Source organism: Pseudomonas sp. 37 R 15 (genome assembly GCF_900004865.1).
GTDB classification, from domain to species: domain Bacteria; phylum Pseudomonadota; class Gammaproteobacteria; order Pseudomonadales; family Pseudomonadaceae; genus Aquipseudomonas; species Aquipseudomonas fluorescens_AM.
The window spans coordinates 52,653-70,446 of sequence record NZ_CVTV01000034.1; the positions used below are offsets into that span (position 1 = coordinate 52,653).

Consider the following 17,794-nt stretch of genomic DNA (forward strand, 5'->3'; position numbering starts at 1 on the left):
GGTATAATCCTCGGCTTGTTTTTTGCCCGCCAAGACCTTCAGTGGATAGGGTGTTATGTCCGGAAAAGCGCAACAGCAGTCTCGTATCAAAGAGTTGATCACCCTTGGTCGTGAGCAGAAGTATCTGACTTACGCAGAGGTCAACGACCACCTGCCTGAGGATATTTCAGATCCTGAGCAGGTGGAAGACATCATCCGCATGATTAATGACATGGGGATCCCCGTACACGAGAGTGCTCCGGATGCGGACGCCCTTATGTTGGCCGACGCCGATACCGACGAGGCAGCCGCTGAAGAAGCCGCTGCCGCGTTGGCCGCGGTGGAGACCGACATCGGTCGCACGACTGACCCTGTGCGCATGTATATGCGTGAAATGGGTACCGTCGAGTTGCTGACACGTGAAGGCGAAATCGAAATCGCCAAGCGTATCGAAGAGGGCATCCGTGAAGTGATGGGCGCAATCGCGCACTTCCCTGGCACGGTTGACCACATTCTCTCCGAGTACACTCGCGTCACCACCGAAGGTGGCCGCCTGTCCGACGTTCTGAGCGGTTATATCGACCCGGACGACGGCATTGCGCCACCTGCCGCCGAAGTACCGCCGCCGGTAGATCCGAAAGCGCCGAAAGCGGACGACGACACCGACGACGACGAGGCTGAAGCCAGCACCGACGACGAAGAAGAAGTCGAAAGCGGTCCAGACCCGGTCATCGCTGCCCAGCGTTTCGGTGCGGTTTCCGATCAAATGGAAATCACCCGCAAGGCGCTGAAAAAGCATGGTCGTGGCAACAAGCAGGCGATTGCCGAGCTGCTGGCCCTGGCTGAGCTGTTCATGCCGATCAAGCTGGTGCCCAAGCAATTCGAAGGCCTGGTTGAACGGGTTCGTAGCGCCCTTGAGCGTCTGCGTGCACAAGAGCGTGCCATCATGCAGCTCTGTGTCCGTGATGCGCGCATGCCGCGTACCGACTTCCTGCGCCAGTTCCCGGGCAACGAAGTTGACGAAACCTGGAGTGACGCCCTGGCCAAAGGCAAGGCGAAATACGCCGAAGCCATTGGTCGCCTGCAGCCGGACATCATCCGTTGCCAGCAGAAACTGAGCGCACTGGAGGCTGAAACAGGCCTGACGATCGCCGAGATCAAGGACATCAACCGTCGCATGTCGATCGGTGAGGCCAAGGCCCGCCGCGCGAAGAAAGAGATGGTTGAAGCCAACTTGCGTCTGGTGATCTCCATCGCCAAGAAGTACACCAACCGTGGCTTGCAATTCCTCGACCTGATCCAGGAAGGCAACATCGGCCTGATGAAGGCGGTGGACAAGTTCGAATACCGTCGCGGCTACAAGTTCTCGACTTATGCCACCTGGTGGATCCGTCAGGCGATCACTCGTTCGATCGCCGACCAGGCCCGCACCATCCGTATTCCGGTGCACATGATCGAGACCATCAACAAGCTCAACCGTATTTCCCGGCAGATGTTGCAGGAAATGGGTCGCGAACCGACCCCGGAAGAGCTGGGCGAACGCATGGAAATGCCTGAGGATAAAATCCGCAAGGTATTGAAGATCGCTAAAGAGCCGATCTCCATGGAAACGCCGATTGGTGATGACGAAGACTCCCATCTGGGTGACTTCATCGAAGACTCGACCATGCAGTCGCCCATCGATGTCGCCACTGTTGAGAGCCTCAAGGAAGCGACTCGCGACGTACTCTCCGGCCTCACTGCCCGTGAAGCCAAGGTACTGCGCATGCGTTTCGGCATCGACATGAATACCGACCACACCCTCGAGGAAGTCGGTAAGCAGTTTGACGTGACCCGTGAGCGGATCCGTCAGATCGAAGCCAAGGCGCTGCGCAAGTTGCGCCACCCGACGCGAAGCGAGCATCTACGCTCCTTCCTCGACGAGTGATAACAGAACCCCCGGCCCAGGCCGGGGGTTTTGCTTTCCAGCCATTTCTTTCCACAGATTAACTGCCCCGCATCACCCCGCCTTCGCAATGCCCGTCTACACTCGAGACATTCCCCGTGCCATAACGAGACCGTTATGCCCAGATTGCCGACCGTGATACTGCTGTCGCTGCTGACCTGGACCGCAACGGCTGGCGCGTTGACTCTCACTGATGATGAGCGTAGCTGGCTGACGGACCATCAGGAGCTGCGCATTGGGGTGGATGCGTCCTGGCCACCCTTTGAATACCGCGACGAAAATGGCCGATATCAAGGCCTGGCCGCCGATTATGTGCGCCTGATCCAGGATCGCCTGGGCGTCAGGGTCAAGCTGATCGAGCCGGCAAATTGGACCGCTGTGCTCGAGCAGGCACGCAACAATCAGCTCGACCTGCTACCCGGCATCATGTCCACCCCGGAACGCCAGAATTTCCTGGCCTTTACGCGCCCCTATCTCGACTTCCCCATCGTGATACTGGCCCATGAAGGTGGCGCCAAACCACGCAACCTCAAGGACTTGTACAGACTGAAAATCGCGGTAGTGGAAAACTATGCGCCCCATGAATTACTGCGCACCCATCACCCGGACCTCAACCTCGTCGCAATGCCTAACGCCAGTTCCGCGCTGCAGGCCCTGGCCACCGATGAAGTGGATGCGGTAGTCAGTGACCTGGCGTCCAGCGTCTGGAGCCTGCGCCAACTGAAACTCGATGGTTTGTACGTCAGCGGCGAAACGCCCTACCGCTATCAGTTGGCAATGGGCGTACCACGGGATGAAAAAATACTGGTGGGTATCCTGGACAAAGTCCTCGCCGATCTCAGCCCAACCGAGACCGATGCGATCCAGCAGCACTGGGTGGGCAGCGTCAGCGATCACCGCACATTCTGGGCAGATCTGTTGCTGTACGGCCTGCCTGCGGTGTTGCTGCTGAGTACCGTGTTGGTCATAGTCATTCGAATCAATCGCCGGCTCAGCTCGGAGATTTCCCGCCGAGTGGCCCTTGAGCAGCAACTGCGCAGCAGCGAGTACCACTATCGCGGCCTGGTGGAGAGCCTGTCCGCCATCGCCTGGGAAGCCAGCATCAGCGATTTCACCTACAGCTACGTGTCGCCCCATGCCGAGCAATTGCTTGGCTACCCCCGCGCCCACTGGCTGATCCCCGGCTTCTGGCGCAACATCATTCACCCCGCCGACCTGGCGCGCGCCGAAACCTATTGCTTGCGTGAAACTCGCGCCAACCGTGATCACAGCATCGACTACCGTGTCATCACCGCCGACGGACGCTGCCTGTGGGTACGCGACATTGTCAGCCTGATCAAATACGGCCCGGAACCGGTGCTGCGCGGCCTGATGATCGACATCAGCGAGGCCAAACGTACGGAAGAGGCACTGCTGCTGTCCGAGCAGAAATTTGCCAAGGCTTTTCATGCCTCCCCCGATGCCTTGTTGCTGAGCCGTCAAAGCGATGGTCTGCTGATAGACGTGAACGAAGGCTTCAGCCACCTGACCGGCTACACCAGCGCTATGCCGCTTGATCAGTCGGCCTTGGACCTTGCCATATGGGTCGACCTCAATGAACGCAAGCACATGCTGGAATTGATGCAGCGCGACGGTTTTGTGCGCGACTTCATCTGCCATATTCGCCACGTCGATGGTCGGATTCGCCTCTGCGAACTGTCCAGCCGTCCGCTGCCCATCGGCGAAGAAGACTGCATGCTGGTCATCGCCCGCGACATCACCGAACGCCAGCAAATGCAGGAAAAACTGCAACAGGCGGCTACCGTGTTCGAGAGCACCGCCGAAGGCGTATTGATCACCGACACGCGGCAGAACATCAGTGCCGTCAATCGCGCGTTCAGTGAAATCACTGGCTACAGCGAAGCCGAAGCGCTTGGCCACACCCCTCGCCTGCTCGCCTCCGGCCTGCACGACAGCGCCTTCTATGCCGCGATGTGGCACCAGTTGACGACCCAGGGACACTGGCAGGGCGAGATTTCCAACCGCCGCAAGAACGGTGAGCTCTATCCAAGTTGGCTCACCATCAGCGCCGTGCGCAATCGCGACCAGGTGGTCACGCACTTCGTTGCGGTATTTGCCGACATCTCCAGCCTCAAGCTCGCCCAGGCGCGCCTCGACTATCAGGCCCATCACGACCCATTGACCGGCCTGCCCAACCGCACGCTGTTTGAAAGCCGCCTGCAAGCCGCCCTCAATGGTCAGCAGGAAAGCGGCAATCAGGGCGCCGTGTTGTTTCTCGACCTGGACCGCTTCAAACACATCAATGACAGCCTCGGCCACCCGGTCGGTGACCTGCTGCTCAAAGACATCGCCGTACGCCTCAAGGAACAACTGCGCGATATCGACACCGTCGCCCGCCTGGGCGGCGATGAATTCATTATCCTGCTGCCCGGCCTGCAACAGGCCAGCGACGCGCAATACCTGGCGAATAAACTGCTCGATTGCTTCACACCGCCCTTCCAGGCCGGCGAACACGAATTCTTTATCAGCGCGAGTATCGGCACCAGCCTGTACCCACAGGACGGCACCGATGTTGCCACCCTGGTCAAAAACGCCGACGCTGCGATGTATCGTTCCAAAGCCAAGGGCCGCAACCGCGTTGAAAGCTACACCCGCGACCTGACGGCCCAGGCCAATGAACGCGTGGCGCTGGAGCATGAACTGCGCCGCGCCATCGAACGTGAGGAATTGAGCCTGTATTACCAACCCAAACGCAGCCTGATCACCCATCAACTGATCGGCGCCGAAGCCTTGATTCGCTGGCACCACCCCACCTTCGGCGACGTCCCGCCCGAACACTTCATCGCCCTGGCCGAAGAGAACGGCACTATTTTGCAAATTGGCGACTGGGTACTGGAACAGGCCTGTCGGCAACTGCATGCCTGGCAAGGCGCTTTCGAGGACTTCGGGCCGCTGTCGGTCAACCTCGCCGGCGCGCAGCTGCGTCATCCCAATCTGTTGTCGCGCATCGAACAACTGCTGCGCGACTATCGCCTGGAGCCCGGCTGCCTGCAGCTGGAGATCACCGAAAACTTCATCATGAGCCAGGCGGAAGAAGCCCTGGCGGTGCTGCACCAGCTCAAAGGACTGGGCGTACAACTGGCGATCGACGATTTCGGCACCGGCTACTCTTCCCTGAGCTACCTCAAGCGCCTGCCGCTGGACTTCCTCAAGATTGACCAATCCTTCGTCCGCGGCCTGCCCGACGACCCTCACGACGCCGCCATCGTGCGCGCCATCATCGCCCTCGGCCACAGCATGCAATTCACCATCATCGCCGAAGGCGTGGAGAACCCCGCACAGCAAGCATTCCTGGCTGCAGAAGGCTGTGAACAGATGCAAGGCTACATCGTCAGCCTGCCCCTGCCACCGGAGCTATTTGCCGAAACCTTCCTTCGTACACGGATGAGGGATTTTACGGATGGCACAGCGAGGAAACCGTCGCTATAATCCGCGTCCAGTTACAAGGGCCTATAGCTCAGTTGGTCAGAGCAGAGGACTCATAATCCTTTGGTCCACGGTTCAAGTCCGTGTGGGCCCACCAACTCCAAAGCCGCGCATTGCGCGGCTTTCGCGTTTTTGCGGTAAAAGAAACCTGACTGAAAGTCGCCAGAAAATCTCTTCCGTCCACAAACCGCCCACACGGTTGAATTTTACTCATTGTTGAAGGTTTCCCTTCGCCTCAACGGCGCAGCAAACGGTCCAGCACTAACAGAGCCACTGCACCAATCGCGATGGCCGCAACCGGTTTTTCCTTAACGAACGTCGACACGCTGTCCAGCGCATCACCATAAGTTTGAGTCAGTTGCCCGGCAGCTTGGCGTCCTGCACCTTCGGCTTCCAGCTTCGAATCACCAAACAATTTACCTACCGCGCTCTGTGCCTTTCCAGCAAGCTTCTCTGTAACGCCTTCGACTTGTTCACTCTTCATAACTCACCAAACCTTTGCGTGTAAGTGGGAAACCCAGGGTCTGCCTGGGCCAGGGTTATCTGCAAATCTTTAGGGAGATGGGGTTTGGGATAAGTTCAAAGTAGATAAAGCGCCAGAGATACCAAACCACAGTTGGCAAGTGGCACTTGAGCCCAAAAAAGCCGAGCATTGCGCGGCTTTCGTGTGTCTGGCATAGCGGTTCTGTAAGCCGAACCAAGCCTGTACCATGCATGCCCACTGCCCCCCCCCCTGCACTGGAGCTCTTCTCTTGCCCACCCTGGACGAAATCGACCGCCAACTGATCGCCGCGTTGCAGCTCAACGCCCGCGAAAGCGTGGCCATGCTTGCCCGGCAGCTCGGCATCGCGCGCACCACGGTGACGTCGCGCCTGGCCCGCCTGGAGAAAACACAGGTGATTACCGGTTATGGCGTGCGCCTGGGCCAGCGCTTGGCGGATGGCGGTTTGCAGGCTTACGTCGGGATTACCGTACAGCCGCGCTCGGGCAAGGAAGTGCTGCGCAGGTTGAGTGCAATGGCCCAGGTGCAGCAGTTGTGCGCGGTGAGCGGCGAGTTTGATTATGTGGCCTGGCTGCGCACTGAGTCGCCGGAGCAGCTGGATCAATTGCTCGATCAGATCGGCAGTGTCGACGGGGTGGAGAAAACCACGACTTCGATCATTCTCAGTAACAAATTGGACCGCGGTCAGCCTGTCTGACCAAATATCTCGTCACAATGACTAAAATGAGTGCAATCCGACGACACATTGCGTCTTATTAACGAGCGCAACGCTCCCTAAACTGGCTGCCATCTTTTCCTATACTCAACGGGCCCTATCCCGCCGAGTCGTCAGTAAGGTCAGCCATGAGCATTCCGTCCAGCAGCATCGCCAAGCCCCATCGCCACCCTACCGACGGTAAAAAACCCATCACTATCTTCGGCCCGGATTTTCCGTTTGCCTTTGATGACTGGATCGAGCATCCCGCCGGCCTGGGCAGCATTCCTGCCGCTAACCACGGCGCTGAAGTGGCGATCGTGGGCGCCGGCATTGCGGGGCTGGTGGCGGCCTACGAATTGATGAAGCTAGGCTTGAAGCCGGTGGTTTACGAAGCCTCGAAGATGGGCGGTCGCCTGCGCTCGCAGGCGTTTGAAGGGGCCGAAGGCATTATCGCCGAGCTGGGCGGGATGCGTTTTCCGGTGTCGTCCACCGCCTTCTATCACTATGTGGACAAACTGGGCCTGGACACCAAACCCTTCCCCAACCCGCTGACGCCGGCGTCCGGCAGTACCGTCATCGATCTGGAAGGCCAGACTCACTACGCGCAAAAACTGTCCGACTTGCCTGCGCTGTTCCAGGAAGTGGCCGACGCCTGGGCCGATGCCCTGGAAGCCGGTTCGCAGTTCAGCGATATCCAGCAAGCGATCCGCGACCGCGACGTGCCGCGCCTCAAGGCACTGTGGAATAAGCTGGTACCGCTGTGGGACGACCGCACCTTCTACGACTTCGTCGCCACCTCCAAAGCGTTCGCCAAGCTGTCGTTCCATCATCGCGAAGTCTTCGGCCAGGTCGGTTTCGGCACCGGCGGCTGGGACTCGGACTTCCCCAACTCGATGCTGGAAATCTTCCGCGTGGTAATGACCAACTGTGACGACCATCAACACCTGGTGGTTGGCGGCGTGGCGCAAGTGCCCATGGGCATTTGGCGTCACGTACCGGAGCGCTGTGCCCACTGGCCCGCCGGCACCAGCCTCAGCTCATTGCACAGCGGCGCGCCACGGGCTGGGGTGAAGCGCATTGCTCACGCCGCCGACGGTCGTTTCGCCGTCACCGACAACTACGGTGACACCCGCGAGTACGCCGCCGTGTTGACCACTTGCCAGAGCTGGCTGCTGACCACCCAGATCGAATGCGACGAAACCCTGTTCTCGCAAAAGATGTGGATGGCCCTGGACCGCACGCGTTACATGCAGTCGTCGAAAACCTTCGTAATGGTCGACCGCCCGTTCTGGAAAGACAAAGACCCGCAAACCGGCCGCGACCTGATGAGCATGACCCTCACCGACCGCCTGACCCGTGGCACCTATCTGTTCGATAACGGCGACGACAAGCCGGGGGTGATCTGCCTGTCCTACTCGTGGATGAGCGACGCGCTGAAAATGCTGCCCCAGCCCATCGATAAGCGGGTCAAGCTGGCACTCGACGCGCTGGCCAAGATCTACCCGAAAGTCGACATCAAGGCACGCATCATCGGTGACCCGATCACGGTGTCCTGGGAAGCCGACCCGCATTTCCTCGGGGCCTTCAAAGGTGCATTGCCCGGCCACTATCGGTATAACCAGCGCATGTATGCGCACTTCATGCAGAAGGACATGCCCGCCGAGCAACGTGGGATTTTTATTGCTGGCGACGACGTATCCTGGACACCGGCCTGGGTCGAAGGCGCGGTGCAGACCTCGCTGAACGCGGTGTGGGGCATCATGAACCACTTCGGCGGCAGCACCCATCCGGAAAATCCGGGGCCCGGCGATGTGTTTGACGAGATAGGGCCCATCGCCCTGCCCGAATAAGGAGCCTGACATGCGTGTCGCCCTGTACCAATGCCCGCCACTGCCGCTGGATGTCGCCGGTAATCTCAAGCGCCTGCGGCAACTGGCACATGAAGCAGCGGGAGCCGATGTGCTGGTGTTGCCGGAGATGTTCCTGACGGGCTACAACATTGGCGCCGAGGCTGCGGGCGCGCTGGCCGAGGCTCAGGATGGGGAGTCTGCACAAGCCATTGCTGACATCGCGCAGAGTGCCGGGCTGGCGATTGTGTACGGTTATCCGGAGCGGGCCGAGGATGGCCAGGTCTACAACGCCGTGCAGTTGATCGACGCCCATGGCACCCGTTTGTGCAACTACCGCAAGACTCACCTGTTTGGCGATCTGGACCATTCGATGTTCAGCGCCGGTGACGACGATTTCCCGTTGGTGGAACTGAACGGCTGGAAGCTGGGTTTCCTGATTTGCTACGACCTGGAGTTCCCGGAAAACACACGCCGCCTGGCCCTGGCCGGTGCCGAACTGATCCTGGTGCCCACTGCCAATATGGTGCCGTTCGACTTTGTCGCCGACGTCACTGTGCGGGCGCGGGCGTTCGAGAACCAATGTTTCGTGGCCTACGCCAATTACTGCGGGCACGAAGACGATATTCACTACTGCGGCCAAAGCAGCATTGCCGCGCCGGATGGTCAGCGCATCGCCCAGGCGGGCCTGGATGAGACGTTGATCGTCGGCACGCTGGAGCGGCAAGCGATCCTCGACGCCCGCGCCGCCAATCACTACTTGCAGGACCGTCGTCCCGAGCTTTACGCCGCACTGCACAAGCCCTGACCCACCGGGTTTGCTAGCATAGGCACTTGCCCCGTTTCGGAAGTGCCCATGCCTGCGCCGGTTCACCCTTATCCTCTGCACCTGACTCTGGCCAATGGCCTGAACCTTTGCCTGCGCCATGCGCCGCGCTTGAAGCGCTGCGCCGCTGTTTTACGCGTGGCTGCGGGCAGTCATGACGCGCCATTGGCATGGCCGGGGCTGGCGCATTTTCTGGAGCACTTGTTGTTTCTGGGAACCGAGCGTTTTCCCGCAGGCGAAGGGCTGATGGCCTACGTGCAGCGCCACGGCGGACAAGTGAATGCCAGCACCCGGGAGCGCGTCACCGAGTTCTTTTTCGAGCTGCCGGTTTCGACCTTCGACGAGGGGCTCGTGCGCTTGGCCGACATGCTGACGCACCCTCGCCTGGCCATTGACGAGCAACTGCGCGAGCGCGAAGTGCTGCATGCGGAGTTCGTGGCCTGGTCTCAGGATGCCAAGGCGCAGCAACAGGTAGCCTTGCTGAAGGGCCTGGCCGTGGATCATCCGCTGCGTGGCTTTCACGCGGGCAATCGCGACAGCCTGCCAGTGGAACGTGAGGCCTTTCAGCAGGCGTTGCGCGAATTTCATCAGCACTTCTATCAGAGCGGGCAGATGACGTTGAGCCTGGCCGGTCCACAATCGCAGGAAGACCTGGAGGCGTTGGCGCAGCGATTCAGTGCACAGCTGCCCCCTGGCCCGCTGCACCCCCAGGCCGCGCCACCAGCGCTGATGGCCGGGCAAGCGCGGGGCTATCAGCACGTTGCCGATCATCATCTGCACCAGGTCATCACCTGTGATGCTCCGCGCGAAGCGCTGGCGTTTCTCTGTACCTGGCTTAACAGTGCGGCGCCGGGCGGCTTGCTCGCAGAACTCGAAGATCGACGCCTGGCGACTGCAGTGCACGCCTCGGTGCCGTATCACTTTGCCGGACAGGCCGTGCTGGATATCGACTTTACCCTCGACACCCAAAGCGACTCGACGACACAGATCGAGGCGCTGTTGTACGACTGGCTGAGTTTTTTCGCACACAGCGACTGGACGCCGTTACGCGAAGAGTTCGCCTTGCTCAAGGCGCGCCAACAGCAGGTCCAAGACGCCCTGACGCTCGCACGCAACGACACGCAAGACTTATCGGAACAAGGCCTCGCAGCCCTCAAGGCCATGCTCGACGCCTTGCATCTGCCACCCGCCACGCATGGGTGGCAGCTTCCACCGAACAACCCGTTCCTGCGCCCGCCCGTCAAAGAAGAACGGGCCGGCTTGATTCGCGGCCAGACCAGCGCCCACCGTGGCTTGCGCACATTCGCCCAGGATCGCTCACGGGGGCGACGGGACATGTCGGCGCTGACCTTCAGCCAGGCATTGCCAAATGACACTGACGAAGGCGCGCTGTACCTGCGCTGGCGGTTCGACTGCGGCGTGCCTGCCGGTCTGGAAAATCTGTTGCAGCCACTGCGCGAGAGTGCCGCTCAAGCGGGCGTCGAGTTGTGTTTCGACACCATCGCCAATGACTGGCAGGTAAAAATGTTCGGTTTCCACGAGCCCATGCCCGCCGTGCTCGAAGCGCTGACGCACTGCTTGAGCACTGCCGATGAACGCCTGCCGCCGCCCGCGACACCGATGATCGCCATCCGCGAATTGCTCAAGGCATTACCCGGTTGCTGTGCCGATGTTCAGCCAACGCCCCAAGCCACGCCAGCCTCATGGGCGAGCGCGCGCTGGCATGGGCTGGGCTCAGGTTTACCGGCGGCCTGTGAAGCGGCGATCAAGACCGTCGCGGCACGATTGCCTGGGCAGCCTGTACATCTCCAGTACCCGTTTCAAAATCTCCAAGGTCAGCGCGTCTGGCACGAGATAAACACCGAATCCAGCGAGGCGGCACTGCTGTTGTTCTGCCCAACACCCACCCAGGCCCTGAGCGATGAAGCCGCCTGGCGTTTGCTCGGTCACCTGCTTCAAGGGCCGTTCTATCAGCGCCTGCGCGTTGAACTACAAATCGGCTACGCCGTTTTCAGCGGCATCCGACAGATCAATGGGCAAACCGGCCTGCTGTTTGGCGTGCAGTCCCCCACCGCGTCCCTGGATGAAATCATCGAACAGGTGCAGACCTTTCTGGAACATCTACCGTCATTGATCGAACGCAGCGCGGACATGGGTAACGAGGCTCTGGCGCAGCAATTCACTGTCCAGTCGCTGCCCATGGCCCAAGCCGCCGATTTGCTGTGGCACGCGCACTTGGCGGGCCAGCCATCGGACTACCTGGAGCAATTACAAGATTTGATACAAACCTGCTCCCGGGAAGATGTGCGGCGCGCCGCTCACCACCTGAACGACGCCACAGGCGGCTGGCGTTGCCTCGCTAACGGGCCGTGCACCCAAGGGGCGTGGCAGCCGGCGGATTGATCGTTGCCAGCTTTGCAACAGGCTTTTTCTTTCAAGACAGCGCTAACTCGAAAAGAATTGCGTAATATTCACACGCAATATCTGAACATCTCCCATGGGAGGTGGACTATATGTACTACTTGGTAGTGAACATCCCCGTCCCTTGATAGGAGTATGAATATGACCTGGTCCAAACCTGCTTACACTGATCTGCGCATCGGTTTCGAAGTCACCATGTACTTCGCCAGCCGTTAATCTGCTGGGTACTACAACGCCTCGGTTCGCCCGGGGCGTTTTTGTTTTGAGCTTTGCTGATGGAGCGACCATGTTTGTCCAGATTCTAGGTTCCGCCGCCGGCGGTGGCTTCCCGCAGTGGAACTGCAACTGCGTGAACTGCGCAGGTTTTCGTGATGGCAGCCTGCGGGCCCAGGCGCGTACCCAGTCGTCCATTGCGATTTCCGACGATGGTGTGAACTGGGTGCTGTGCAATGCGTCGCCGGATATCCGCGCGCAGTTGCAGGGGTTTGCGCCGATGCAACCGGGCCGCGCCCTGCGGGACACCGGCATCAGCGCAATCATCCTGATGGACAGCCAGATCGACCACACCACCGGCCTGCTGAGCCTGCGCGAGGGTTGCCCGCATCAGGTGTGGTGCACCGACATGGTCCATGAAGACCTGAGTACCGGTTTCCCGCTGTTCACCATGCTCACTCACTGGAACGGCGGCCTGGCCTGGAACCGTATCGAACTGGATGCCAGCTTCACCATTCCGGCGTGCCCCAATCTGCGTTTCACCCCACTGCCGCTGCGCAGCGCGGCGCCGCCTTATTCGCCGCATCGCTTCGACCCGCACCCGGGCGACAACATCGGCCTGATCGTCGAAGACCTGCGCACCGGCGGCAAACTGTTCTACGCCCCAGGCCTGGGCAAGGTCGACGCGCCACTGCTGGAGATCATGGCCGGCAGCGACTGCCTGCTGGTGGACGGCACGATGTGGGACGACGACGAAATGCAGCGCCGTGGCGTCGGCACCCGCACCGGCCGCGAAATGGGCCACCTGGCGCAGAACGGTCCTGGCGGCATGCTCGAAGTGCTGGAGCAGTTGCCAACACAGCGCAAAGTGCTTATCCACATCAACAACACCAACCCGATCCTTGATGAAGACTCCCCCGAGCGAGCCGAGCTGGTACGGCGAAATGTCGAAGTAGCCTACGACGGCATGAGCATTGAGTTGTAGGAGACCGCAAATGACTGATACACCGACGACCCCTGAAGCATTCGAACAGGCCCTGCGCGCCAAAGGCGCCTTCTACCACATCCACCACCCGTACCACGTGGCGATGTACGAAGGCCGCGCCACCCGCGAGCAGATCCAGGGCTGGGTCGCCAACCGCTTCTACTATCAGGTGAACATTCCCCTGAAGGACGCTGCGATCCTGGCCAACTGCCCGGACCGGGAAATCCGTCGCGAATGGATCCAGCGCCTGCTCGACCACGATGGCGCGCCCGGAGAAGACGGCGGCATCGAAGCCTGGCTGCGCCTGGGCCAGGCCGTTGGCCTCGACCCCGACCAACTGCGCTCCCAGGAACTGGTACTGCCCGGCGTACGCTTTGCGGTAGACGCCTACGTCAACTTCGCCCGCCGCGCCAGTTGGCAAGAGGCCGCCAGCAGCTCGTTGACCGAACTGTTCGCGCCGCAGATCCACCAGTCGCGCCTCGACAGTTGGCCGCAGCATTACCCGTGGATCGACCCGGCCGGCTATGAATACTTCCGCACCCGGTTGGGCCAGGCCCGTCGCGATGTGGAACACGGATTGGCGATCACCCTGCAGCACTACACCACCCGTGAAGGCCAGGAGCGCATGCTGGAAATTCTCCAGTTCAAACTGGACATCCTGTGGAGCATGCTCGACGCCATGAGCATGGCCTACGAACTGAACCGCCCGCCGTACCACAGCGTGACCGCAGAGCGGGTCTGGCATAAAGGGATCACCCTATGAGTTTTGATCGCAGCAAAAAACCAACCTGGCGCCCGGGTTATCGCTATCAGTACGAGCCCGCACAGAAAGGCCATGTGCTGCTTTACCCGGAAGGCATGATCAAGCTCAACGACAGCGCCGCGCTGATTGGTGGCCTGATTGACGGCGAGCGCGACGTGGCCGCCATCATCGCCGAGCTGAACCAGCAATTCCCCGGCGTGCCGGAACTCGGTGATGACATCGAGCAATTCATGGAGGTCGCCCGTGCCGAGCACTGGATCACCCTTGCCTGAAAAACCCGCTATCGGCCTGCCGCTGTGGCTGCTCGCCGAGCTGACCTACCGCTGCCCGCTGCAGTGCCCGTATTGTTCCAACCCGCTGGATTTTGCCGAGCAGGGCAAGGAGCTGAGCACCGAACAGTGGGTCAAGGTATTTCGCGAGGCCCGCGAGATGGGCGCCGCGCAGCTTGGGTTTTCCGGCGGTGAACCGCTGGTGCGCCAGGACCTGGCCGAGCTGATCTTTGAAGCACGCAAGCTGGGGTTCTACACCAACCTGATCACCTCAGGCATCGGCCTGACCGAACAGAAGATCAGCGACTTTAAAAAGGCCGGCCTGGACCATATCCAGATCAGCTTCCAGGCCAGCGACGAACAGGTCAACAACCTGCTGGCCGGCTCGAAAAAGGCCTTCGCGCAAAAGCTGGAAATGGCCCGCGCGGTGAAGGCGCACGGCTACCCGATGGTGCTGAACTTTGTCACCCATCGGCACAATATCGACAAGATCGACCGCATCATCGAGCTGTGTATTGCGCTTGAGGCAGACTTTGTTGAACTCGCCACTTGCCAGTTCTACGGCTGGGCGCAGCTCAATCGTGTGGGCTTGTTGCCGACACGGGAACAACTGGTGCGCGCCGAACGCATCACCAACGAATACCGCGCCAGGCTCGAAGCCGAGGGCCATCCGTGCAAGTTGATTTTCGTGACGCCGGATTACTACGAAGAACGCCCGAAAGCCTGCATGAATGGCTGGGGCAGTATTTTCCTGACAGTCACGCCGGACGGAACGGCCCTGCCCTGTCATGGCGCCCGACAGATGCCGGTGCAGTTTCCCAATGTGCGCGACCACAGCATGCAGCACATCTGGTACGACTCGTTCGGTTTCAACCGTTTTCGCGGCTACGACTGGATGCCCGAGCCATGCCGTTCATGCGATGAGAAGGAAAAGGACTTCGGCGGCTGCCGTTGCCAGGCGTTCATGCTCACCGGGGATGCGAGCAACGCCGACCCGGTGTGCAGCAAGTCCGAGCAGCACGGCATCATCCTGCAAGCGCGGGAAGAAGCCGAACATGCCACCCAGACCATTGAACAACTGGCGTTTCGCAATGAGCGCAATTCACGCCTCATCGCAAAAGGCTGAGGGTCTCAGCGCTTGGCGATGATGTACACGGCGTGAATGATGCCGGGGAAGTAACCGCACAGGGTCAGCAGGATGTTCAGCCAGAATGCGCCGCCGAATCCTACTTGCAGGAACACACCCAGTGGCGGTAGCAGAATGGCGATGATGATACGAATGATGTCCATGGGGCAGCTCCAGAAAATCGGCTCGTGTGAGCCGTGTAGCTAATCGACATTGGCGCTTCGTGAGGGTTCAGTGGTTTCTGGCATTGGGCCATCCTTTAAGGAGCACGCAAAAAAACGCCCCCAGCCAAAAGAATCAGACTGGAGGCGCCGCGTATCCCGCGAGACGGTTCAGGAAATGGGGTCAGACGGCAATGCCCTTGCGGCATTGCAGTTGGGCGGTGCGTACCCGAGAGAAGGCACGGGCCAGGCGCAGGAGCATTTCGTCAATGTGGTTCTTGCTGACGTTCAGGGCGGGGGTGAAACGCAAACAATCCGGCTGCGCAGCGGTGAGGATCAAGCCCTCGTGCAGCGCGGCCTTTACCACGGCAGCCGCGCAATCGTGCGACAGTGTCAGGCCCCACATCAGTCCGTTGCCGCGCAACTGCCCGTGCTCGTAACGGTAGGCCAGGCGAGTAAGGCCTTCTGCCAGGTAGAGGCCGGATTCGCGTACCTGTTCGAAAAAACCGCTGGTCAATACGGCATTGAGTACCGCACTTCCCGCTGCCGCCATCAGCGCGTTGCCGTGATGGGTACCGTCCAGCTCGCCCGTTTCGAAGCAACAGGCTGTGCCACGCGCCAGCAACGCCGCCAGCGGCACACCACCGCCCAGGCCTTTGCCGAGAGTAATGATGTCGGCACGGACGCCATATTGCTGCTCGGCGAGCAGGCTGGCGCAGCGGCCGATCCCGGTTTGCACTTCGTCGAGGATCAGCAGGATGCCCAGTTCGCGGCACAGACGTTCAACGCCTTTGAGGTAGTGTTCGGTCGCCGGGATGACACCGGCGGCGCTTTGGATCGGCTCCAGCATGATGGCGACAGTGTGCGCATCGACGGCGGCGTGCAGAGCCGGCAGATCGTTGAAGGGGACATGACTGAAACCCGGCAATTGCGGTTCGAAGCGGTTTTCGCAGGCAGCCGCCGAAGCCGCCATCGCGGCGAAACTATGGCCGTGGCAGCCGTTGCTCACCGTAATGATGTGATAAGCGCCGCCGCGATGCAGTTGGCCCCATTTGCGCGCCAGTTTGATTGCGGCTTCGCAGGCCTGTGCACCACTGTTGAGCAGGTAAGCCTGATCGCTGCCGGTGTGATGGCACAAGCGGTCAACCAGGTCGAGCTGCGCCCGGTTGTACAAGCCCATGCCCGGGTTGATCACGGTTTGCATCTGTTCGGTGATGGCGTCGCGCACCGCTTGCGGACTGTGGCCGAGGCTGTTGGCGCCGCCGCCCTGGCTGAAATCCAGGTAGGCACGGCCGTCACTGTCCGAGAGCCAGGCGCCTTGACCCTGGACGAAAACCTCGGATGGACGCGCAACCGTGGGCATCAGGCATTGGCTGCAAAAATCATGATGCGGAGCATGAAGGACCAGGTCGTCAAGGCTCGGCGCGGGGCGCCGGAACAGATTCACAGTTGCGCCCCGATAGCAACCGCACCTGAGTAGGTACTGGGTAGCAACAGTGCACCGAGGTATTTTGCCTTGCCTATGTAAACGCCATTACCAAAAACGTTATTCATTGCCCGATTCGGCCCTGTAAGCCCTGCGAATAGCCGCTAGACTAGGCGGCTCGGAGGCCAACGGCCATTTCGATTTTCCAGCTTTTTCGATAAGCAAATCTTATGGATTTCAAGCAACTGCGTTATTTCGTCGCGGTGTATGAGGAAGGCCATGTAGGCCGTGCCGCGGAGCGTCTGTCGATCTCCCAGCCGGCCTTGTCGCAGCAGGTTCGCCAACTGGAGCAGAACCTCGACGTGAGCCTGTTCGAACGCAGCAGCAAGCGCCTGCTCCCCACCCTGGCCGCGCACACGCTGTACAACCACGCCTTGCCCCTGATCGACGGCATGCAGCAAGCCGTGGAGGCGTTGCGTAACTTCAAGGGCCAGGCGATGCGCACCTTGGCCATCGGTGTGCTGCAAACCGTGCACACCAGCCTGGTGCCGCAAATGCTGGAACGGGTGCGCAAGGCCCAGCCCCACCTGGTCGTGCAGATCTACGAATTGACCGGGCTTGAGATCGAGCGGCGGCTGCTCAACGGCTCGCTGGACATCGGTATCAGCTACCTGCCACCACGCCAACCCGGCCTGCATGGCGTGTTGTTGTACGAGGATGAATTGAAGGTGGTCATCCCTGAGCAACATCCCTTGCGGGAATTCAAGAAGGTCTCGCTGAAACAGGCAGCGGAGTTGCCGATGTTGCTGCTGGGGGAGGAATTCCAGGTACGGCAGATCTGGCAGGGTCAGTTGGCCAACCTGGGCCGACGCCCGCAGGTGCAGGCCGAGCTCAATACCATGGCGGGGATTCTCGACAGCCTGCCTCATACCCAGTTGGCCACTGTGTTGCCGGGGCGTTCCCAGGACGAACACAACAGCCAGTCGCTGCTGTGGAAACCCTTGAGCGAACCCAGGGTGCCGTTGAAAGTCGGTTTGGTGTGCCGTGACGTGCAGCGCCAGCAAGCGACGGTGGCGTTGCTGCGCACGTTGCTCGAAGACGTGATGAATGCCCCGCAGGCAGGCGCCTGACTTTTTCGCGGGCAAAAG

At 60.4% G+C, this 17,794-nt stretch carries 15 protein-coding genes and 1 tRNA gene; 13 read left to right on the forward strand and 3 right to left on the reverse strand.

Annotated elements, in window-relative coordinates:
• Window positions 1-55: 55 nt before the first annotated feature.
• The 3 genes from rpoD (at window position 56) to BFQ04_RS11495 (ending at window position 5,507) form a co-directional block, all read left to right on the forward strand.
• Window positions 56-1,906 (forward strand): RNA polymerase sigma factor RpoD, encoded by a 1,851-nt coding sequence (gene rpoD, locus BFQ04_RS11485; protein WP_065950926.1) that lies wholly within the window; start codon window positions 56-58, stop codon window positions 1,904-1,906.
• A gap of 135 nt (window positions 1,907-2,041) precedes the next feature.
• The gene (locus BFQ04_RS11490; protein ID WP_065950927.1) at window positions 2,042-5,413 is read left to right on the forward strand and encodes a bifunctional diguanylate cyclase/phosphodiesterase; all 3,372 of its coding nucleotides are present in this window, start codon (window positions 2,042-2,044) and stop codon (window positions 5,411-5,413) included.
• Between the two features lie 17 nt (window positions 5,414-5,430).
• Window positions 5,431-5,507, forward strand: a tRNA-Ile gene (locus BFQ04_RS11495).
• 138 nt (window positions 5,508-5,645) lie between these two features.
• On the opposite strand, the gene BFQ04_RS11500 is transcribed toward BFQ04_RS11495, so the two are convergent.
• Window positions 5,646-5,894, reverse strand: a complete 249-nt coding sequence (locus BFQ04_RS11500; protein ID WP_065885492.1) for a CsbD family protein — start codon at window positions 5,892-5,894, stop codon at window positions 5,646-5,648.
• A 268-nt stretch (window positions 5,895-6,162) separates the two neighbouring features.
• On the opposite strand from BFQ04_RS11500, the gene BFQ04_RS11505 reads away from it, so the two are divergent.
• The 9 genes from BFQ04_RS11505 (at window position 6,163) to pqqE (ending at window position 15,059) form a co-directional block, all read left to right on the forward strand.
• On the forward strand, window positions 6,163-6,609 hold the full coding sequence (locus BFQ04_RS11505) for an Lrp/AsnC family transcriptional regulator (RefSeq protein WP_065950928.1): 447 nt from the start codon (window positions 6,163-6,165) through the stop codon (window positions 6,607-6,609).
• A 167-nt stretch (window positions 6,610-6,776) separates the two neighbouring features.
• Window positions 6,777-8,459 (forward strand): flavin monoamine oxidase family protein, encoded by a 1,683-nt coding sequence (locus BFQ04_RS11510; RefSeq protein ID WP_065950950.1) that lies wholly within the window; start codon window positions 6,777-6,779, stop codon window positions 8,457-8,459.
• Window positions 8,460-8,469: 10 nt separating this feature from the next.
• Window positions 8,470-9,264 carry a carbon-nitrogen hydrolase family protein gene (locus BFQ04_RS11515; RefSeq protein ID WP_065950929.1) on the forward strand — a complete coding sequence of 265 codons (795 nt, stop codon included), beginning with the start codon at window positions 8,470-8,472 and terminating at the stop codon, window positions 9,262-9,264.
• 48 nt (window positions 9,265-9,312) lie between these two features.
• A complete protein-coding gene (gene pqqF, locus BFQ04_RS11520; protein WP_065950930.1) occupies window positions 9,313-11,685 on the forward strand; it encodes a pyrroloquinoline quinone biosynthesis protein PqqF in 2,373 nt (790 codons plus the stop codon).
• 159 nt (window positions 11,686-11,844) lie between these two features.
• Window positions 11,845-11,919 (forward strand): pyrroloquinoline quinone precursor peptide PqqA, encoded by a 75-nt coding sequence (gene pqqA / locus BFQ04_RS11525; protein ID WP_003194766.1) that lies wholly within the window; start codon window positions 11,845-11,847, stop codon window positions 11,917-11,919.
• Between the two features lie 70 nt (window positions 11,920-11,989).
• The gene (pqqB, locus tag BFQ04_RS11530) at window positions 11,990-12,901 is read left to right on the forward strand and encodes a pyrroloquinoline quinone biosynthesis protein PqqB (protein WP_065950931.1); all 912 of its coding nucleotides are present in this window, start codon (window positions 11,990-11,992) and stop codon (window positions 12,899-12,901) included.
• Between the two features lie 10 nt (window positions 12,902-12,911).
• The gene (gene pqqC, locus BFQ04_RS11535) at window positions 12,912-13,664 is read left to right on the forward strand and encodes a pyrroloquinoline-quinone synthase PqqC (protein WP_065950932.1); all 753 of its coding nucleotides are present in this window, start codon (window positions 12,912-12,914) and stop codon (window positions 13,662-13,664) included.
• Window positions 13,661-13,936, forward strand: coding sequence for a pyrroloquinoline quinone biosynthesis peptide chaperone PqqD (pqqD, locus tag BFQ04_RS11540; protein WP_065950933.1), 276 nt, complete (start codon window positions 13,661-13,663; stop codon window positions 13,934-13,936). Before pqqC ends, pqqD begins: the two co-directional genes overlap by 4 nt.
• Window positions 13,878-15,059, forward strand: a complete 1,182-nt coding sequence (gene pqqE, locus BFQ04_RS11545; RefSeq protein WP_065950934.1) for a pyrroloquinoline quinone biosynthesis protein PqqE — start codon at window positions 13,878-13,880, stop codon at window positions 15,057-15,059. The genes pqqD and pqqE overlap by 59 nt, the downstream gene beginning before the upstream one ends.
• Before the next feature lie 5 nt (window positions 15,060-15,064).
• Here pqqE and BFQ04_RS11550 read toward each other — a convergent pair whose 3' ends face one another.
• Together BFQ04_RS11550 and BFQ04_RS11555 are read right to left on the reverse strand one after the other, a co-directional pair.
• Window positions 15,065-15,223, reverse strand: coding sequence for a YqaE/Pmp3 family membrane protein (locus BFQ04_RS11550; RefSeq protein WP_003194776.1), 159 nt, complete (start codon window positions 15,221-15,223; stop codon window positions 15,065-15,067).
• A 181-nt stretch (window positions 15,224-15,404) separates the two neighbouring features.
• Window positions 15,405-16,667, reverse strand: coding sequence for an aspartate aminotransferase family protein (locus tag BFQ04_RS11555; RefSeq protein WP_065950935.1), 1,263 nt, complete (start codon window positions 16,665-16,667; stop codon window positions 15,405-15,407).
• Window positions 16,668-16,876: 209 nt separating this feature from the next.
• Here BFQ04_RS11555 and BFQ04_RS11560 point away from each other — a divergent pair, with 209 nt between their 5' ends.
• Window positions 16,877-17,776, forward strand: a complete 900-nt coding sequence (locus BFQ04_RS11560) for a LysR family transcriptional regulator (protein WP_065885481.1) — start codon at window positions 16,877-16,879, stop codon at window positions 17,774-17,776.
• Window positions 17,777-17,794 lie beyond the last annotated feature (18 nt).